This is a genomic window from Burkholderia sp. MSMB1826 (assembly GCF_001526325.1).
GTDB lineage: Bacteria > Pseudomonadota > Gammaproteobacteria > Burkholderiales > Burkholderiaceae > Burkholderia.
On sequence record NZ_LOYN01000030.1, the window covers coordinates 80,733 to 95,920 of the forward strand.

17 protein-coding genes are annotated in these 15,188 nt (G+C 67.9%); 5 read left to right on the forward strand and 12 right to left on the reverse strand.

The features are described 5' to 3' along the window. Positions 1 to 56: 56 nt before the first annotated feature. Both WS95_RS19820 and WS95_RS19825 read right to left on the reverse strand, forming a co-directional pair. Complete coding sequence (locus WS95_RS19820) at positions 57 to 581, reverse strand: DUF2244 domain-containing protein (protein ID WP_052100358.1); 525 nt, start codon at positions 579 to 581, stop codon at positions 57 to 59. A 195-nt stretch (positions 582 to 776) separates the two neighbouring features. Next, positions 777 to 1,742 (reverse strand): methyltransferase domain-containing protein, encoded by a 966-nt coding sequence (locus tag WS95_RS19825; protein ID WP_059825175.1) that lies wholly within the window; start codon positions 1,740 to 1,742, stop codon positions 777 to 779. An 81-nt stretch (positions 1,743 to 1,823) separates the two neighbouring features. Here WS95_RS19825 and WS95_RS19830 point away from each other — a divergent pair, with 81 nt between their 5' ends. Together WS95_RS19830 and trmL are read left to right on the forward strand one after the other, a co-directional pair. Continuing rightward, positions 1,824 to 2,621 (forward strand): ComF family protein, encoded by a 798-nt coding sequence (locus WS95_RS19830; protein WP_059825178.1) that lies wholly within the window; start codon positions 1,824 to 1,826, stop codon positions 2,619 to 2,621. A gap of 101 nt (positions 2,622 to 2,722) precedes the next feature. Next, positions 2,723 to 3,193, forward strand: coding sequence for a tRNA (uridine(34)/cytosine(34)/5-carboxymethylaminomethyluridine(34)-2'-O)-methyltransferase TrmL (gene trmL / locus WS95_RS19835; protein WP_034208457.1), 471 nt, complete (start codon positions 2,723 to 2,725; stop codon positions 3,191 to 3,193). Positions 3,194 to 3,226: 33 nt separating this feature from the next. Here trmL and WS95_RS19840 read toward each other — a convergent pair whose 3' ends face one another. The 5 genes from WS95_RS19840 to WS95_RS19860 all read right to left on the reverse strand — a co-directional run bounded on the left by WS95_RS19840 (position 3,227) and on the right by WS95_RS19860 (position 6,156). Further along, a complete protein-coding gene (locus WS95_RS19840; RefSeq protein ID WP_034208458.1) occupies positions 3,227 to 3,751 on the reverse strand; it encodes an O-acetyl-ADP-ribose deacetylase in 525 nt (174 codons plus the stop codon). 90 nt (positions 3,752 to 3,841) lie between these two features. Beyond that, positions 3,842 to 4,840, reverse strand: coding sequence for an NAD(P)H-dependent glycerol-3-phosphate dehydrogenase (locus WS95_RS19845; protein WP_059825179.1), 999 nt, complete (start codon positions 4,838 to 4,840; stop codon positions 3,842 to 3,844). A gap of 25 nt (positions 4,841 to 4,865) precedes the next feature. Beyond that, complete coding sequence (gene secB, locus WS95_RS19850) at positions 4,866 to 5,369, reverse strand: protein-export chaperone SecB (RefSeq protein WP_059781425.1); 504 nt, start codon at positions 5,367 to 5,369, stop codon at positions 4,866 to 4,868. Positions 5,370 to 5,476: 107 nt separating this feature from the next. Then, the gene (gene grxC / locus WS95_RS19855) at positions 5,477 to 5,737 is read right to left on the reverse strand and encodes a glutaredoxin 3 (protein ID WP_006477722.1); all 261 of its coding nucleotides are present in this window, start codon (positions 5,735 to 5,737) and stop codon (positions 5,477 to 5,479) included. Next, entirely contained in the window at positions 5,734 to 6,156 is a 423-nt protein-coding gene (locus WS95_RS19860) for a rhodanese-like domain-containing protein (RefSeq protein ID WP_034208460.1), read from the reverse strand. Before WS95_RS19860 ends, grxC begins: the two co-directional genes overlap by 4 nt. Before the next feature lie 135 nt (positions 6,157 to 6,291). Here WS95_RS19860 and gpmA point away from each other — a divergent pair, with 135 nt between their 5' ends. From gpmA to WS95_RS19875, 3 genes are all read left to right on the forward strand, one after another. Further along, positions 6,292 to 7,038 (forward strand): 2,3-diphosphoglycerate-dependent phosphoglycerate mutase, encoded by a 747-nt coding sequence (gene gpmA, locus WS95_RS19865; protein WP_034208461.1) that lies wholly within the window; start codon positions 6,292 to 6,294, stop codon positions 7,036 to 7,038. A gap of 267 nt (positions 7,039 to 7,305) precedes the next feature. Continuing rightward, positions 7,306 to 8,859: a S41 family peptidase gene (locus WS95_RS19870; protein ID WP_034208462.1), complete on the forward strand. Its 1,554-nt coding sequence runs from the start codon at positions 7,306 to 7,308 to the stop codon at positions 8,857 to 8,859. 104 nt (positions 8,860 to 8,963) lie between these two features. After that, positions 8,964 to 9,716 (forward strand): HesA/MoeB/ThiF family protein, encoded by a 753-nt coding sequence (locus tag WS95_RS19875; protein ID WP_059781419.1) that lies wholly within the window; start codon positions 8,964 to 8,966, stop codon positions 9,714 to 9,716. 68 nt (positions 9,717 to 9,784) lie between these two features. On the opposite strand, the gene ptsP is transcribed toward WS95_RS19875, so the two are convergent. From ptsP to gshA, 5 genes are all read right to left on the reverse strand, one after another. Beyond that, complete coding sequence (ptsP, locus tag WS95_RS19880; RefSeq protein ID WP_034208770.1) at positions 9,785 to 11,557, reverse strand: phosphoenolpyruvate--protein phosphotransferase; 1,773 nt, start codon at positions 11,555 to 11,557, stop codon at positions 9,785 to 9,787. Positions 11,558 to 11,758: 201 nt separating this feature from the next. Then, positions 11,759 to 12,028 carry an HPr family phosphocarrier protein gene (locus WS95_RS19885; RefSeq protein ID WP_006477716.1) on the reverse strand — a complete coding sequence of 90 codons (270 nt, stop codon included), beginning with the start codon at positions 12,026 to 12,028 and terminating at the stop codon, positions 11,759 to 11,761. 73 nt (positions 12,029 to 12,101) lie between these two features. Continuing rightward, entirely contained in the window at positions 12,102 to 12,572 is a 471-nt protein-coding gene (locus WS95_RS19890; RefSeq protein WP_034208464.1) for a PTS sugar transporter subunit IIA, read from the reverse strand. A 231-nt stretch (positions 12,573 to 12,803) separates the two neighbouring features. Continuing rightward, positions 12,804 to 13,760: a glutathione synthase gene (gshB, locus tag WS95_RS19895; protein ID WP_059825182.1), complete on the reverse strand. Its 957-nt coding sequence runs from the start codon at positions 13,758 to 13,760 to the stop codon at positions 12,804 to 12,806. Positions 13,761 to 13,787: 27 nt separating this feature from the next. Beyond that, positions 13,788 to 15,077, reverse strand: coding sequence for a glutamate--cysteine ligase (gshA, locus tag WS95_RS19900; RefSeq protein WP_034208466.1), 1,290 nt, complete (start codon positions 15,075 to 15,077; stop codon positions 13,788 to 13,790). Positions 15,078 to 15,188 lie beyond the last annotated feature (111 nt).

The window sequence follows — 15,188 nt, forward strand, 5'->3', positions numbered from 1 at the left end:
TCAAACCCTCCCCCGTCGCAAGCCGCCGGCCCGTTCCGGCCGATGGCTGCGCCTCGTCAGCCGCAGCGCCTGAGCGACACGCGCAGTTCGTCGGCGAACTGCGCACGCTTGTACTGCGCGAGATGCTGCCCGATTACGACGGTCTGCCCGCGCGACACCAGCCGAATCGGATCGCGTGGCGTCGCACCCGGCTCGACCCGCACCCAGCGCGGGTTGAATTCGATCTGCGTGAGCCGCTCCGCATCCATCCGCTCGATCACGAGCCGGTGCGGAAACAGCCTGATGCGCTCGTAATCGACCGCATGGCGAGCATAGATCGCAAATGCGACACCGACCGCCAGCAACTCGATGCCGGTAAAGGGCATGACGAGCCAGGCCCCTCTCCACATCAGCAACGCCGCGATCGCCAGCGAGAAGCCCGCGAGCGACGCGTAAAACAGCACGAACTGGCGTGGCGACACCGAACAGTTGCGTTTCATGAGCCAATCTTCGAGGATCGGTTCGCTGTCCGCCGTCTCCGCCAAAACCCTCGCTGCTTCCATCGCCGCCTCACGCGAATGGCATGCGATGCATGCCTGCATCGGACTCGTCGCCCCGTATTGCGGGGACCCCGGGACGACAAGCTGACGCATTATAGGCGGGTTCAATGGCATCCACAAGCAAGCGCCTATCGCCCGCCAAGCCAAGCGCGACAAGCTTTTCGGCCGTTTTAGCCGCCAATTCGACCCCGCTTTGCGCCGCTAATTTCAGACATAACAAAACCCCTCTTTACCGCTTTACCGATTCTTCGGACGCCCCTTGCCGATGTCCTCGATGCGCACGATCCCGTGCCCTTCCGCGGTCGTGCGCGGCACGGCCTTCCACGCGTGGCCGTAGATCACCTCGAAGGTCAACGGAATCGTGCCGTCCTCGCGCCGGCGCGCATCCAGCGCGTCGCCGAGCGCTGCGCGAAAGCGCCGCATCGCGTGCCGCGGCGCCGTGCGCTCGAACGGATAGGCGCCCCAGCGGCGCACGTCGGCCAGCAGGGAATCGGCGGATTTGTAGGTGACGGTCAGCACTTCCTGGTCCATCACGGGAATCTCGAAGCCGCTCTCGACGAGCATGTCGCCGAGGTCGTGCATGTCGACGAAATCGATCACGCGCGCGGCGGGCGGCGCGATGCCGAGCGCCGCTTCGGCGTCCGCGCAAGCCGCGCGCAGCTCGCGCAGCGTGTCGGGGCCGAGCGTGCTGAACATCAGGAGCCCGTTCACGCGCAGCACGCGCTGCCATTCGGGGAAGACGGTATCGGGACGCGAATGCCAGTGGAGCGCGAGATTCGACCAGATCAGGTCGAACGCGCCGCCCGGGAACGGCAGCGCGGCGAAGTCGGCCTGCGCGACGCGCGGGCCGCGCTGGCCCAGCGCCCGGCCGAGCGACGCCGGCAGCCAGCGGCGCCAGGTAGTCTGCTCGACTTCGCGCCGGCCGGCCCGCGCGAGCATCGCGCCGGACAGGTCCACGCCGAACACCGGCGCTTCCGGAAAGCGCGCGCGCAGCGCCGGGAGATCGTCGCCCGGGCCGCAGCCCGCATCCAGCACGGCCGCGGGGCTCACCTTGATGTATTCGAGGCGCTCGTTCATCCGCTGCGCGATCTCGCGCGGCAGGAACGCAACCGCATCGAACGTGGCGGCACGGCGGTCGAAGATCCGCCGCAGGCGCCTGGCGTCATTGGCCGGACGGCCGGTTGAAGTCGAAGCTGGGGACATGTCGGGCACACTGGCGAAGAGCCCGAAGTATACTCGCTCGCCTCGCAAGCTTCATTGAGGCGGCATGCCAGGAGTGTTGCGATGGTCCGCGGTTCCGCCGAACGCTCGGTGCGCGTCGTTTTGTCGCACGCCAGAACATGGGGCGCGCGCGTTGCCGCGGTCGCGTTGCCGAACCGGTGCGCGCTATGCGGCAATTTGTCACACTCCGTGATTTGCGGCGCCTGCGATGCCGCGTACTGGAATGAAGCGCGGCTGCGCTGCGACGTCTGCGCGCTGCCGCTCGGCGTCGGGCACGTGCGATCGCCCGGCGGCCGTCGCCCCGGCGCCGGCCGCGCGGCCGCGTACCGGTGCGACGCGTGCCGCACCGCGCCGCCGCCGTTCGACGCGACGCTCGCACTCGCCGATTACCGCGCGCCGCTCGACGGGCTCGCGCGCGGCCTGAAGTTTCATGCGCGGCTCGCGCTCGGCGGCGAATTCGCGGCCCGGCTCGCACGGCTGGTCGACGATACGCGCGATGCGCGCGGCTTCGACCTCGTCGCGCCCGTGCCGCTGTCGCACCGGCGGCTCGTCGCACGCGGCTACAACCAGGCGTGGGCGATCGCGCGTCCGCTCGCGCGCAGGCTCGGCGTGCAAGCGGACGCGGCCTTGCTCGCGCGCGTCGCCGACACCGCGCCGCAGTCGCGGCTCGACCGGCACGCACGACGCGACAACGTGATGGCGGCTTTCGCGGTGGCAGGCGACGTCGCCGGTCGTCACATCGCGCTCGTCGACGACGTGATGACGTCCGGCGCGACGCTCGCGGCGGCCGCGCAGGCGCTGAAGGCGGCGGGCGCCGCACGCGTGACGAATCTGGTTGCGCTGCGCACCGCCAGGGATTAATTAGATAGAGAAGCCGGCCGCCCGCGTGCGGCCGTCACGAACCGGCCGGCCAGATGCACACGCGCGCTGCGCCGCTCCGGCCGCCCCAGCCCAATCGAAACATGTTCAACGTCGTTCTCGTCGCCCCCGAAATTCCGCCGAACACCGGCAACGTGATCCGCCTGTGCGCGAACACCGGCGCGCACCTGCACCTGATCGAGCCGCTCGGCTTTCCGCTCGACGACGCGCGGATGCGCCGCGCCGGCCTCGACTATCACGAGTATGCGCAGATGCGCGTGCATCGCGACTGGGACGCGTTCGTCGCCGCCGAAGCGCCCGAGCCCGCGCGGATGTTCGCGTTCACGACGCGCGGCTCGGGCCGCTTCCACGATCGTGCGTTCCTGCCCGGCGACTGGTTCGTGTTCGGCTCCGAAACGCGCGGCCTGCCCGCCGAGCTGCTCGAACGCTTTCCGAACGAACAGCGCGTGCGCCTGCCGATGCGGCCGGACAACCGCAGCCTGAACCTGTCGAACACGGTCGCGGTGGTCGTGTTCGAGGCCTGGCGTCAGGCCGGCTTCGAAGGCGGCGCCTGACGCGCGACGCACGCAGCCCGGGCGCCGAACGCGTCAGGTTCGCACGAGGCGCGCGCGGTACAGGTCGTAGATGTCGGGGGAAAAGCACGCGAATACCACGCGGGCGAGGTTCGGCGCCTGCGCGAGCATCTCGATGACGGTGCCGACCGCGATATCGACGGCAGCTTCAGCCGGATAGCGGTAGACGCCGCAGCTGATCGCCGGAAACGCGATCGACGTCGCGGCAACCTCTTCGGCCAGCTCGATCGCGCGCCGATAGCACGATGCGAGCAGTTCGGCCTCGCCGCGCGCGCCGCCATACCATACCGGCCCGACCGCGTGGATCACGTAGCGCGCGGGCAACCCGTGGCCGCGCGTGAGCTTCGCGTCGCCGGTGTCGCAGCCGCCGAGCGTGCGGCACTCGGCGAGCAGGCCGGGGCCGGCCGCGCGGTGAATCGCGCCGTCGACGCCGCCCCCGCCGAGGAGCGAGCCGTTCGCGGCGTTGACGATCGCATCGACGTCGAGCGTCGTGATATCGACGACCTGCGCATCGAGCGTGGTGGAATGGATCTGCAGCATGACGACCTCGCAGAACGCCGGAGACGCTTCAAGCGTAGTCCGCTTTGGCGCCGCGTGCCCGGCGCACCCGTGCCGGGCAATCCCGCGGGCCTACTCCGCGCGCGCGTCGCGGCGCAGCAGACCGCTGACCGCGTCGCGCGGCGCGATGCCGTCGAACAGCACGCCGCACACCGCTTCCGTGATCGGCATTTCGATCGCCTGCGCGTGCGCGAGCGCCAGCACGGCCTGCGCGCAGCGCACGCCTTCGGCCACGTGGCCGAGCGCGCCGAGGATGTCGTTCAGCGTGCGGCCGGCCGCCAGTTGCAGGCCGACCGTGCGGTTGCGCGACAGGTCGCCCGTCGCGGTGAGGATCAGGTCGCCGAGGCCGGTGAGGCCCGTGAAGGTTTCCGCGCGGCCGCCGAGCGCCACGCCGAGCCGCGACATTTCGGCGAGGCCGCGCGTGATCAGCGCGGCGCGCGCGTTCAGCCCGAGGCCGAGGCCGTCGGAAATGCCGGTCGCGATCGCCAGCACGTTCTTCACCGCGCCGCCGACCTCGACGCCGACCACGTCGTCGCCCGTATAGATCCGCATCGCGCCGTGATGGAACGCGGCGAGCGTGCGCTCGCGGCATTCGGCCGACGTGCTCGCCACCGTCAGCGCGACGGGCAGCGACTGTCCGACCTCGCGCGCGAAGCTCGGGCCGGACAGCACGCCGTTGCTCCGCTGTTCGGGCAGCTCGGCCGCGATCACCTGATGCGGCAGCAGATGCGTGTCGGCCTCGAAGCCCTTGCAGACCCAGACGATGTGCGCGGGCGCGCAGCCTGCGTCGCGCATCGCGCGACACAGCGTGCGCAGCCCGGCCACCGGCGCGGCGATCACGCACAGCGCGTCGTCCGCGGCGCCATGCGCGAGCGCGGCGCCGAGATCGGCGTCGTAACGCAGCGCATCGGGCAGCGCGATGCCGTCCAGATAGCGGGAGTTTTCGTGCCGGGCCTGCAGCCCGGCGATGAGCGCGGCGTCGCGCGCCCACAAGAGCGTATCGTGCCGCGCGGCCAGATGGCCCGCGAGCGCGGTGCCCCAGGCACCGGCGCCGAGAACGGCTACTTTCATACCCAGCACCGGTCCGAGCGAAACGTCAGTTCAGCGTCGTGCCGTTCGGCGCGCCATTCGGCGCGCCGTTCGGTGCACCTGCCGCACCGGCCTGCTGCTGAAGCTGCGCGAGACGCTGCTCGTACAGCGCCTGGAAGTTGATTTCCGCCAGGTGGATCGGCGGGAAGCCCGCACGCGTGATCGCGTCGGCGATGTTCGAGCGCAGGTACGGGAACAGGATCGTCGGGCACGCGATGCCGACGAGCGGGTCGAGCTGTTCGTCCGGAATGTTGCGAATGTCGAAAATGCCGGCCTGCTTCGCTTCGATCAGGAACGCGACCTTGTCCTTCACCTTCGCGGTGACGGTACCCGACACGACGACTTCGAACACGCTTTCCGCGAGGCGGTCGGCCTTGACGTCGACTTCGACTTCAACCGACGGCATGTCCTGCTCGAGGAAGATCGCCGGCGAATTCGGCTGCTCGAGCGACATATCCTTCAGGTAGACGCGCTGGATGTTGAAGAACGGTTGGTTTTCGACGTCGGACATGGTGTTTCCCTAAAAGTGGTGACGGGGCGGCCCGGCTGTTCGCCGGCCGCCACGGATGAATCCTGCGCGCCCAAGCCGCGGCGCGGCCGGCGGCCATTCTGCCCTAATCAGGCCGCTTGCAGAAGCGGCACGAGGCCGCCTTCGCGGTCGAGCTTCGACAGATCGTCGTAGCCGCCGACGTGCGTGTCGCCGATATAGATCTGCGGCACCGTGCGGCGCCCCGTGCGCGTCATCATTTCCTCGCGGCGGGCCGGATCGCGATCGATCAGCACCTTTTCGATCTGCTCGACGCCGCGCAGCTTCAGCAGGCGCTCGGCCTGCATGCAATACGGACACACCTGCGTGCTGTACATCAAAACCTTGTTCACTTCGCCACTCCTTGTTTGACGACCGGCATCCCGGCCTGCTGCCAGGCGGCCACGCCGCCTTCGAGCACGTGCACCTCGGCGTACCCCGCCGCCTCGACCTCGCGCGCCGCCTTCTGCGACTGCTGGCCGTTCTGGCAGACGAGCAGCACCGGGGTGCTCTTGTTCTTCGCGACCTGCGCAATTTTCGCGCCGATCTCGCCCGGCGCGACCTGACGCGCCGACGGCAGATGGCCGGCGGCGAAATCGGCGGCGGCGCGCAGGTCGATCACGACCGCGTTGCGACGGTTGATGAGCTGCGTCGCCTCCGCGGCAGACAGGCCGCCGCGACCGCGGCGCAGTGCGGGCCATGCGAGCAGGCCGCCGGAAACCACCAGGATCGCGATAAGGGCCAGGTTGGTGTAATTGGTAAAGAACGTCACGGAATTCCGCCGGAAGAAGAGAAATCGGATGAGGACAATCCCGCCATTATAAAATAACCGCCTTGCGCGATGGCGGGCCCGGTCCGGGCGCCGCGCGACGCGCCCCGCTTCCCTTCACTACCGACCGCAAGATCCATGTACAAACTCGTTCTCATCCGCCACGGCGAATCGACGTGGAACAAGGAAAACCGCTTCACCGGCTGGGTCGACGTCGACCTGACCGAACAGGGTCGCAACGAGGCCTACCAGGCCGGCGAGTTGCTCAAGGAGGCCGGCTACACGTTCGACATCGCGTACACGTCGGTGCTCAAGCGCGCGATCCGCACGCTGTGGCACGTGCAGGACAAGATGGATCTGATGTACCTGCCGGTCGTCCACTCGTGGCGCCTGAACGAGCGCCACTACGGCGCGCTGTCGGGCCTGAACAAGGCGGAAACGGCCGCGAAGTTCGGCGACGAGCAGGTGCTCGTGTGGCGCCGCAGCTACGACACGCCGCCGCCCGCGCTCGAGCCGACCGACGAGCGCGCGCCGTTCGGCGACCCGCGCTATGCGAAGGTGCCGCGCGAGCAGTTGCCGCTCACCGAGTGCCTGAAGGACACGGTCGCACGCGTGCTGCCGCTGTGGAACGAGTCGATCGCGCCGGCGGTGCGCGCCGGCAAGCAGGTGCTGATCGCGGCGCACGGCAACTCGCTGCGCGCGCTGATCAAGTACCTCGACGGCATCTCGGACAGCGACATCGTCGGCCTGAACATCCCGAACGGCGTGCCGCTCGTCTATGAACTCGACGAGAACCTGAAGCCGATCAAGCACTATTACCTCGGCGACCAGGAAGCGATCGCGCAGGCGCAGGCCGCCGTCGCGAAGCAGGGCAAGGCGGGCTGACGCCCGGCGCGACGGACAAGCCGCGTTCCGGCGCGGCGTGCCGGGCCCGGCCTCGAACGCCGGGCCGCACGTCGCGCGAACCTTCGCGGCCCTGCTGCGGTCGAATCCGCTTTCGAACCCCGCAGCGCGCCCGGCGGTGCCTCGCCGGGCCTTCTGCGGCCTTGTCGACGCTTTTCGCGCCGTTCCACTGAGTTATCGGACGAACAGTTATACTTGTCCGCTACATCCCCGCTACCGCCACGCGCTTCCCGACCGCACCAGATCTCTATGCGAATGAATTTGAAGAACATCGGCCTGATTGCCGCGGGCCTTGCCACGGGCGTGTTCGCCACGCTGCAGGTTTCCGCATCGGCCGAGCAGACCGCCACGGCGCCGCTTCCCCTCGACCAGCTCCGCCTGTTCGCGGAAGTATTCGGGCAGATCAAGCGCGAGTACGTCGAACCGGTCGACGACAAGAAGCTGCTGACGGCCGCGATCAAGGGCATGGTGTCGAGCCTCGATCCGCACTCGTCGTTCCTCGACAAGACCGACTATGACGAGCTGCAGGAGCAGACGAAGGGCCGCTTCGCGGGCCTCGGCATCGAGATCTCGCAGGAAGACGGCCTCGTCAAGGTGATCTCGCCGATCGAGGATACCCCGGCGTTCCGCGCCGGTATCCGTCCGGGCGACCTGATCACGCGCATCAACGACAAGCCGGTGCGCGGCATGACGCTCGACAAGGCCGTGAAGCAGATGCGCGGCGAGCCGGGCACCAAGGTCACGCTGACGATCTTCCGCAAGAGCGACGACCGCACGTTCCCGGTCACGGTCACGCGCGCGATCATCAAGGTCCAGAGCGTGAAGATGAAGATGCTCGATCCGGGCTACGCGTATGTCCGCATCACGAGCTTCCAGGAGCGCACGACGCCGGATCTCGCGCAGAAGCTGCAGGACATCGCGCGCCAGCAACCGAATCTGAAGGGCCTCATCCTCGACCTGCGCAACAACGGCGGCGGCCTGCTGCAGAGCGCGGTCGGCGTGGCCGGCGCGTTCCTGCCGCCCGACTCGGTCGTCGTGTCGACCAACGGCCAGATCCCCGATTCGAAGCAGGTCTACCGCGATACGTACGACAACTATCGCCTGCCGTCCTTCGACGGCGATCCGCTGAAGAACCTGCCGCCGGTCTTCAAGACCGTGCCGATGATCGTGCTGACGAACGCGTATTCGGCGTCCGCGTCGGAAATCGTCGCCGGTGCGCTGCAGGATTCGAAGCGCGCGCAGATCATGGGCAAGACGACGTTCGGCAAGGGTTCGGTGCAGACGGTCCGCCCGATGACGGCCGACACCGCGTTGCGCCTGACCACCGCGTACTACTACACGCCGAGCGGCCGTTCGATCCAGAACAAGGGCATCACGCCGGACGTGCCGGTCGATCAGTACGCGGACGGCGATCCGGACGACGTGCTCGTGACGCGCGAGGTCGACTACACGAACCACCTCGCGAACACGCAGGATCCGAACGAGAAGAAGGAGCAGGAAGAGCGCGAGCAGCGCCGGCTGGACCAGTTGCGCATTCTCGAAGAGCAGAACGACAAGAAGACGCCGGAGCAGCGCCAGAAGGATCGCGATCGCAAGCCGATCGAGTTCGGCAGCGCCGACGACTTCATGATGCAGCAGGCGCTCAACAAGCTCGAAGGCAAGCCGGTCCAGGAATCGAAGTCGCTGCTCGCCGAGAGCACGACGAAGAGCCCGGCCGGCAAGGCCGCCGCGGCCGCGAAGGCATCGGGCGCAAGCGCCGCGAAGCCGGCTTCCGCACCGAAGCCCGCCTCCGCGCCGAAGTAAGCGCCGGCCGGCATCCGACGGGCCATCGCGGGAAGACCGCGATGGCCCGTTTTTCATGCGCGCCTAAAATAACGAACGTCCGCCCGCCTCGCTCACGAGCCCCCATGAACGACGATCAACTCCTTCGCTACTCCCGCCACATCCTCGTCGACGAAATCGGCATCGACGCGCAGCAGCGCTTTCTCGACGCGCATGCGATCGTCGTCGGCGCGGGCGGCCTCGGCTCGCCGGCCGCGATGTATCTCGCGGCATCGGGGGTCGGCACGCTCACGCTCGTCGACGCCGATACGGTCGACCTCACGAACCTGCAGCGGCAGATCCTGCACGTGACGGCATCGGTCGGCCGCAGCAAGGTCGAATCGGGGCGCGACACGCTCGCGCAACTGAACCCGGAGGTGACGGTGAACGCGGTCGCGGCGCGCGTCGACGATGCGTGGCTCGACGCGCACGTGCCGCATGCGAGCGTCGTGCTCGACTGCACCGACAACTTCGCGACGCGGCACGCGATCAACCGCGCATGCGTCGCGCACGGCGTGCCGCTCGTGTCGGGTGCCGCGCTTCGCTTCGACGGCCAGATCAGCACGTTCGACTTCCGCGACGCGGCCGCGCCCTGCTATGCGTGCGTGTTTCCGGAAGACCAGCCGTTCGAGGAAGTCGCATGCGCGACGATGGGCGTGTTCGCGCCGACCGTCGGGATCATCGGCGCGATGCAGGCGGCCGAGGCGCTGCGCGTGATCGGCGGCATCGGCAAGACGCTGAACGGGCGGCTGATGATGCTCGATTCGCTGCGGATGGAATGGACGACGATGAAAATCGCGCGCCAGGCCGACTGCCCGGTGTGCAGGGGCCGGCACTGACGCGCGACGGGCATGCGCCGGGCCGCGCATGCGTGACGTTTCGCGATGGTTAGCGGCGGCAAGAACGCCTAGGCAGCCGCATCCGCCCGCGGCTCGGCGATCGACAGCCGCTGCAGCGCCGCCTGGACTTCTTCCGGCTCGAACGCAGCCAGCACGTCGGCCGTCGGCTTTTCGAGCGCCTTCAGGTGCGCGCGCAGGATCTCCTGCTTCACGACGAGCAACTGGCTCGGATGCATCGAGAACTCGGTGAGCCCCATCCCGAGCAACAGGCGCGTGAGCGCCGGGTCGCCCGCCATCTCCCCGCATACCGACACCGACACGCCCGCGCGCTTCGCTTCGCGCAACGTGTACGCGATCAGGTGCAGCACGGCCGGATGCAACGGGTCGTACAGGTGCGCGACCGCGTTGTCGGCGCGATCGATCGCGAGCGTGTACTGGATCAGGTCGTTCGTGCCGATCGACAGGAAATCGAAGCGCTTCAGGAACAGCGGCAGCGCGATCGCCGCGGCCGGGATCTCGATCATCGCGCCGAGGCGCACGTTCGGATCGTACGCGAGCCCCGCGTCGTCGAGCTGGCGCTTCGCCTCGCGGATCAGGTCGAGCGTCTGGTCGATCTCCTGCGCGTGCGCGAGCATCGGGATCAGGATCTTCACCTGGCCGAACGCGGACGCGCGCAGGATCGCGCGCAACTGCGTGAGGAACATCTGCGGCTCGGACAGGCTCCAGCGGATCGCGCGCAGGCCGAGCGCCGGGTTCGGCGCCGTTTCGTAGCCTTCGTCGAGCGCGTCGAGCGGCTTGTCCGCGCCGACGTCGATCGTGCGGATCGTCACCGGCATGCCCTTCATCCACTCGACGGCGCGCTTGTACGCGGCGAACTGCTCCTCCTCTTCCGGCATCTCCTTCTGATGCATGAACAGGAACTCGGAGCGGAACAGGCCGACGCCGACCGCGCCGGCCTCGACGGCCGCCTTCGCGTCGTCGGGCAGCTCGATGTTCGCGTACAGGTCGATCTTCGTGCCGCACAGCGTTTGCGTCGGCGAGAACTTCAGGCGCTGCAGCTTGCGCTGCTCCAGCACCTTCTCGGACTGGCGGTACGAATATTCCTCGAGGACGATCGGCGCGGGATCGACGATCACGATGCCCTGATCGCCGTCGACGATGATCAGGTCGTCCTGGCGGATCAGCGCACTCGCATGCTGCACGCCGACCGCGGCCGGAATGCCGAGGCTGCGCGCGACGATCGCCGTGTGCGACGTGCGGCCGCCGAGATCGGTGACGAACGCCTGGAACGACTGCGTCTTGAACTGCATCATGTCGGCCGGCGCGATGTCGTGCGCGACGACGATCATCTCGTTCGTGCCGTTCGCGGCCGCGCCGTCGAGCGCCTGCGACGCGGACGGCGCACCGGCGAGCGCCTTCAGCACGCGCTCGACCACCTGCTCGATGTCGGCCTTGCGCTCGCGCAGGTATTCGTCCTCGATGTCGTCGAAATGGCGCGTGAGCAGTTCGAGTTGCTCGGTCAGCGCCCATTCGACGTTGTAGCGGCGCGTGCGGATCAGGTCGATGGTTTCCTGCACGAGCATCTCGTCGCTGAGGATCATCGTGTGGACGTCGATGAATGCGCCGACTTCGCTCGGGGTGTCATCGGTCAGGTCGGCGCGCAGCGCTTCGAGCTCGCGACGCACGACGTCGCGCGCCGTGCGGAATCGCTCCACTTCGGCGTCGGTCTGGTTGGCCTCGATCAGGTAATGGGCGACGTCGAGCGCCGCCGGCGCGATCAGATAGGCTCGCCCGATCGCGATACCTCGTGAGACGGGAATGCCATGCAGCGTGAAGGACACGCGCACCTCCTCTGTACAAGTAAAGCCGCGGCACACTGCTGCGATGCGCTTATGACCCCGGTTAGCGATTATAAATTCCGCGACTCCCTGCTGACTGCATGCAGCGCAGCATTGCGCATTCCGCATCAATGCTTCCGACGAAAAAAATGCCGCGACATCCGCGGCATTCTGACTGGAAACGGCAATGATTCCGCGTCGCGCTCACTGGCCTTCGCCGAACTTGTCGGCGATCAGCTTCAGCAGCGCATCCATCGCTTCCCGCTCGTCGGGCCCTTCGGTCTCGATCGTCACGGTGCTGCCGATGCCGGCCGCCAGCATCATCACGCCCATGATGCTCTTCGCATTGATCTTGCGCCCGTTGCGTGTCATCCAGACTTCCGACTGGAAGTTGCCGGCCAGTTGCGTAAGCTTGGCCGATGCGCGTGCATGGAGCCCCAATTTATTGACGATGGTGGTTTCTTGTTGAAGCATGATTCTCGGTCGGGTCGGTCGGGACCGCCGGCGGCGCGCGCCGGCGGGTCGGGCTAAAACGGAAAACGGCGGCTCAGTGCGATTCGGTGCGCGGCTGCGGTTCGGGCGGAATCGGCGCGCACTGGCCGCAGCCGGTTTCCGACGGCGGCGGCGGCGTGCCGGCCGATACCTCGTGGACGCCCTTCGCGCCGCCGGACAGCGCCTTGTCGACCAGCTTGTCGAGCGGCACGGTGCGGTAGCAGACGGCCCGCACGAGCATCGGCAGGTTCACGCCCGCGAGCACGCGCACGTTGTCGAGCTTCGCGAGCTGGCCCGCGATGTTCGCGGGCGTCGCGCCGTACATGTCGGTCAGCACGACCACGCCGTTGTCTTCCCGGAGCCGCGCGAGTTCCGCGTGCGCAAACGCCATCACCTGGGCCGGATCGCTGTCCGCCATCACGTCGATGCAGCCGATGCGGGCGGGCACGCCGCCGTAGATGTGCGCGATGCAGTCCCGCAGCGCGGTGGCGAGCGGCGCGTGCGCGATGATCAGAATCCCGGCCATGTCAGATCGCTCCCGGCCGCCCCTGGCGGGCCGATACCCCGCGGCGGGGCAATGAGCGTAGCGAGTATGGGGAACGTTTCATGTTCAGCCTTGCAACAGTGTCGGCCCGACCGCCGGGCCTTCGGTGCGCCGATCGCGGCACCGGGCAAGCGGGCATTGTAGCAGGCCGGTCAAGCGGCTCCGGCGACGGGGGGCCTGCGCGGCCGCCGCCGGGGTTGCACGGAAGGCGGCCTACGCGGCCGCACGCTCCAGCGCGTCGATGAACATCGCGGCGACGTCGAAGCCCGTCTGCTCCATGATCTCGCGGAAGCACGTCGGGCTCGTGACGTTCACCTCGGTCAGCCAGTCGCCGATCGCGTCGAGGCCGACCAGCAGCAGCCCGCGCGACGCGAGCACGGGCCCGAGCGTTGCGGCGATCTCGCGGTCGCGGGCCGTCAGCGGCTGCGCGACGCCGAGCCCGCCCGCGGCGAGATTGCCGCGCACCTCGCTGCCCTGCGGAATCCGCGCGAGCGAATACGGCACCGGCTCGCCGCCGATCAGCAGGATGCGCTTGTCGCCGGCCTTGATCTCGGGGATGAACTTCTGCGCCATCACCGAGCGCGTGCCGTCGTGGCTCAGCATCTCGACGATCGAACCGAGGTTCATGCCGTCCGGCTTCACGCGGAACACGCCCATCCCGCCCATTCCGTCGAGCGGCTTCAGGATCACGTCGCCGTGCTCGGCGTGGAACGCGCGCAGCCGCTTCGCGTCGCGCGTGACGAGCGTCGGCGCGACGAACTGCGGGAACTCGCCGATCGCGAGCTTCTCCGAATGATCGCGGATCGACTGCGCCCGGTTGAACACGCGTGCGCCGGCACGCTCGGCCAGCTCGAGCAGCCACGTCGACGTCACGTACTCCATGTCGAACGGCGGATCCTTGCGCATCAGCACCGCGCCGAACGATTCGAGACGGCGCGCATCGACCGCGCCCGCGTCGAACCAGGTGTCGCGATGCAGGTCGTCCAGTTCGCCGACGAACGCGATGCGCCGCACGTCGGCCTCGACGGCCGAGCCCGTCCACGCGAGGTGGCGCGGTTCGCACGCGTACACCGCATGCCCGCGCCGGGCGGCCTCCGCCATCATCGCGTAGGTCGAATCCTTGTAGATCTTGAAATGCTCGAGCGGGTCGGCGATAAAAAGAATGTCCATGCGGGTCCTGTACGTAGCGAAGGTCCGTTACACCTGGATGGCTTCAGGGTCGGTCTTTTCCAGTTCGATCGACGACGCGATCAGCGACAGCCGCGCGACGACGCCGTACATGTAGAAACGGTTCGGCGGCGCGGCGCCCGGCTTCGCGCCGGCATCCGGCAGCGCGGTGTGCTCGAAGCCGAGCGGCACGTAGTGCATGCCGGGCGCGTTCAGGTTCTGGTCGCGCTCGCGGCCGCCGTGCGTGCGGTAGAAGCCGCCGACCACGTAGCGGTCGATCATGTACACGACCGGCTCGGCCACTTCGTCGCCGACGCGCTCGAACGTGTAGACGCCTTCCTGCACGATCACGTCGCGCACCGCGAGGCCGGCCTTCGATTCGGCCATCTGCGCGCGCTCGGCCTTCGTCATGCGGCCGATCTCGGCCGCGTCGTGCACGGTCATCACGCCGCGGCCCGCGGTGCCCGCGTCGGCCTTCACGACGACGTACGGCTTCTCGCTGATCCCGTATTCGCGATATTTGCGCGCGATTTTCTTCAGCACGCCGTCGATCGCGTCGGCGAGCGCCTGCTCGCCTTCATGCGCCTGCCAGTCGACGCCTTCCACGTGCGCGAAATACGGATTCACCATCCACGGATCGACGCCGACCATCTTCGCGAACTTCTTCGCGACGTCGTCGTAGCACGCGAAGTGCGTCGACTTGCGGCGCACGGCCCAGCCCGCGTGCAGCGGCGGCAGCAGGTACTGTTCGTGCAGGTTTTCCAGCACGGCCGGGATGCCGGCCGACAGGTCGTTGTTCAGCAGGATCGAGCACGGATCGAAATTCTTCAGGCCGAGGCGGCGCTGCGAACGCTCGAGCGGTTCGAGCACGATCTTCTGGCCGTCGGCCAGCGTGATCGGCGTCATGTCGGTGATGCTGGGGTCGAGCGAGCCGAAACGCACGTTCAGGCCGGCCTGGCGCATGATCGTCGCGAGGCGCGCGACGTTTTCCAGGTAGAACGCGTTGCGGGTCGGCAGCTCGGGAATCACGAGCAGATTCTTCGCGTCCGGGCAGATCTTCTCGATCGCGGCCATCGCGGCCTGCACGGCGAGCGGCAGCACTTCGGACGGCAGATTGTTGAAGGCGCCGGGAAACAGGTTCGCGTCGACGGGCGCCAGCTTGAAGCCGGCATTGCGCAGGTCCACCGAACAATAGAACGGCGGGGTGTGTTCCTGCCATTCGAGCCTGAACCAGCGTTCGATCGCAGGCGTCGCGTCGAGGATCTTCTGCTCGAGTTCGAGCAGCGGACCGTTCAACGCGGTAACGAGGTGGGGAACCATGAATCACTCGCGAGCGGGAGAATGAAGATTGTAGAGCAATTGCCTTGCCCATTTGGGGATTGTTCCCGGCTTCACAAGGATATGGAGGAAGTTTTCGGCTATTGACCCGAT

Bases quoted from the DNA above. Each gene is read 5' to 3' on its own strand.
- WS95_RS19825 (WP_059825175.1), bottom strand. From the start codon at position 1,742: ATGTCCCCAGCTTCGACTTCAACCGGCCGTCCGGCCAATGACGCCAGG.
- gpmA (WP_034208461.1), top strand. From the start codon at position 6,292: ATGTACAAACTCGTTCTCATCCGCCACGGCGAATCGACGTGGAACAAG.
- WS95_RS19885 (WP_006477716.1), bottom strand. From the start codon at position 12,028: ATGCTTCAACAAGAAACCACCATCGTCAATAAATTGGGGCTCCATGCA.
- trmL (WP_034208457.1), top strand. From the start codon at position 2,723: ATGTTCAACGTCGTTCTCGTCGCCCCCGAAATTCCGCCGAACACCGGC.
- gshB (WP_059825182.1), bottom strand. From the start codon at position 13,760: ATGGACATTCTTTTTATCGCCGACCCGCTCGAGCATTTCAAGATCTAC.
- WS95_RS19820 (WP_052100358.1), bottom strand. From the start codon at position 581: ATGCAGGCATGCATCGCATGCCATTCGCGTGAGGCGGCGATGGAAGCA.
- WS95_RS19875 (WP_059781419.1), top strand. From the start codon at position 8,964: ATGAACGACGATCAACTCCTTCGCTACTCCCGCCACATCCTCGTCGAC.
- secB (WP_059781425.1), bottom strand. From the start codon at position 5,369: ATGTCCGACGTCGAAAACCAACCGTTCTTCAACATCCAGCGCGTCTAC.
- gshA (WP_034208466.1), bottom strand. From the start codon at position 15,077: ATGGTTCCCCACCTCGTTACCGCGTTGAACGGTCCGCTGCTCGAACTC.
- WS95_RS19845 (WP_059825179.1), bottom strand. From the start codon at position 4,840: ATGAAAGTAGCCGTTCTCGGCGCCGGTGCCTGGGGCACCGCGCTCGCG.
- WS95_RS19830 (WP_059825178.1), top strand. From the start codon at position 1,824: ATGGTCCGCGGTTCCGCCGAACGCTCGGTGCGCGTCGTTTTGTCGCAC.
- WS95_RS19890 (WP_034208464.1), bottom strand. From the start codon at position 12,572: ATGGCCGGGATTCTGATCATCGCGCACGCGCCGCTCGCCACCGCGCTG.
- WS95_RS19870 (WP_034208462.1), top strand. From the start codon at position 7,306: ATGCGAATGAATTTGAAGAACATCGGCCTGATTGCCGCGGGCCTTGCC.
- WS95_RS19840 (WP_034208458.1), bottom strand. From the start codon at position 3,751: ATGCTGCAGATCCATTCCACCACGCTCGATGCGCAGGTCGTCGATATC.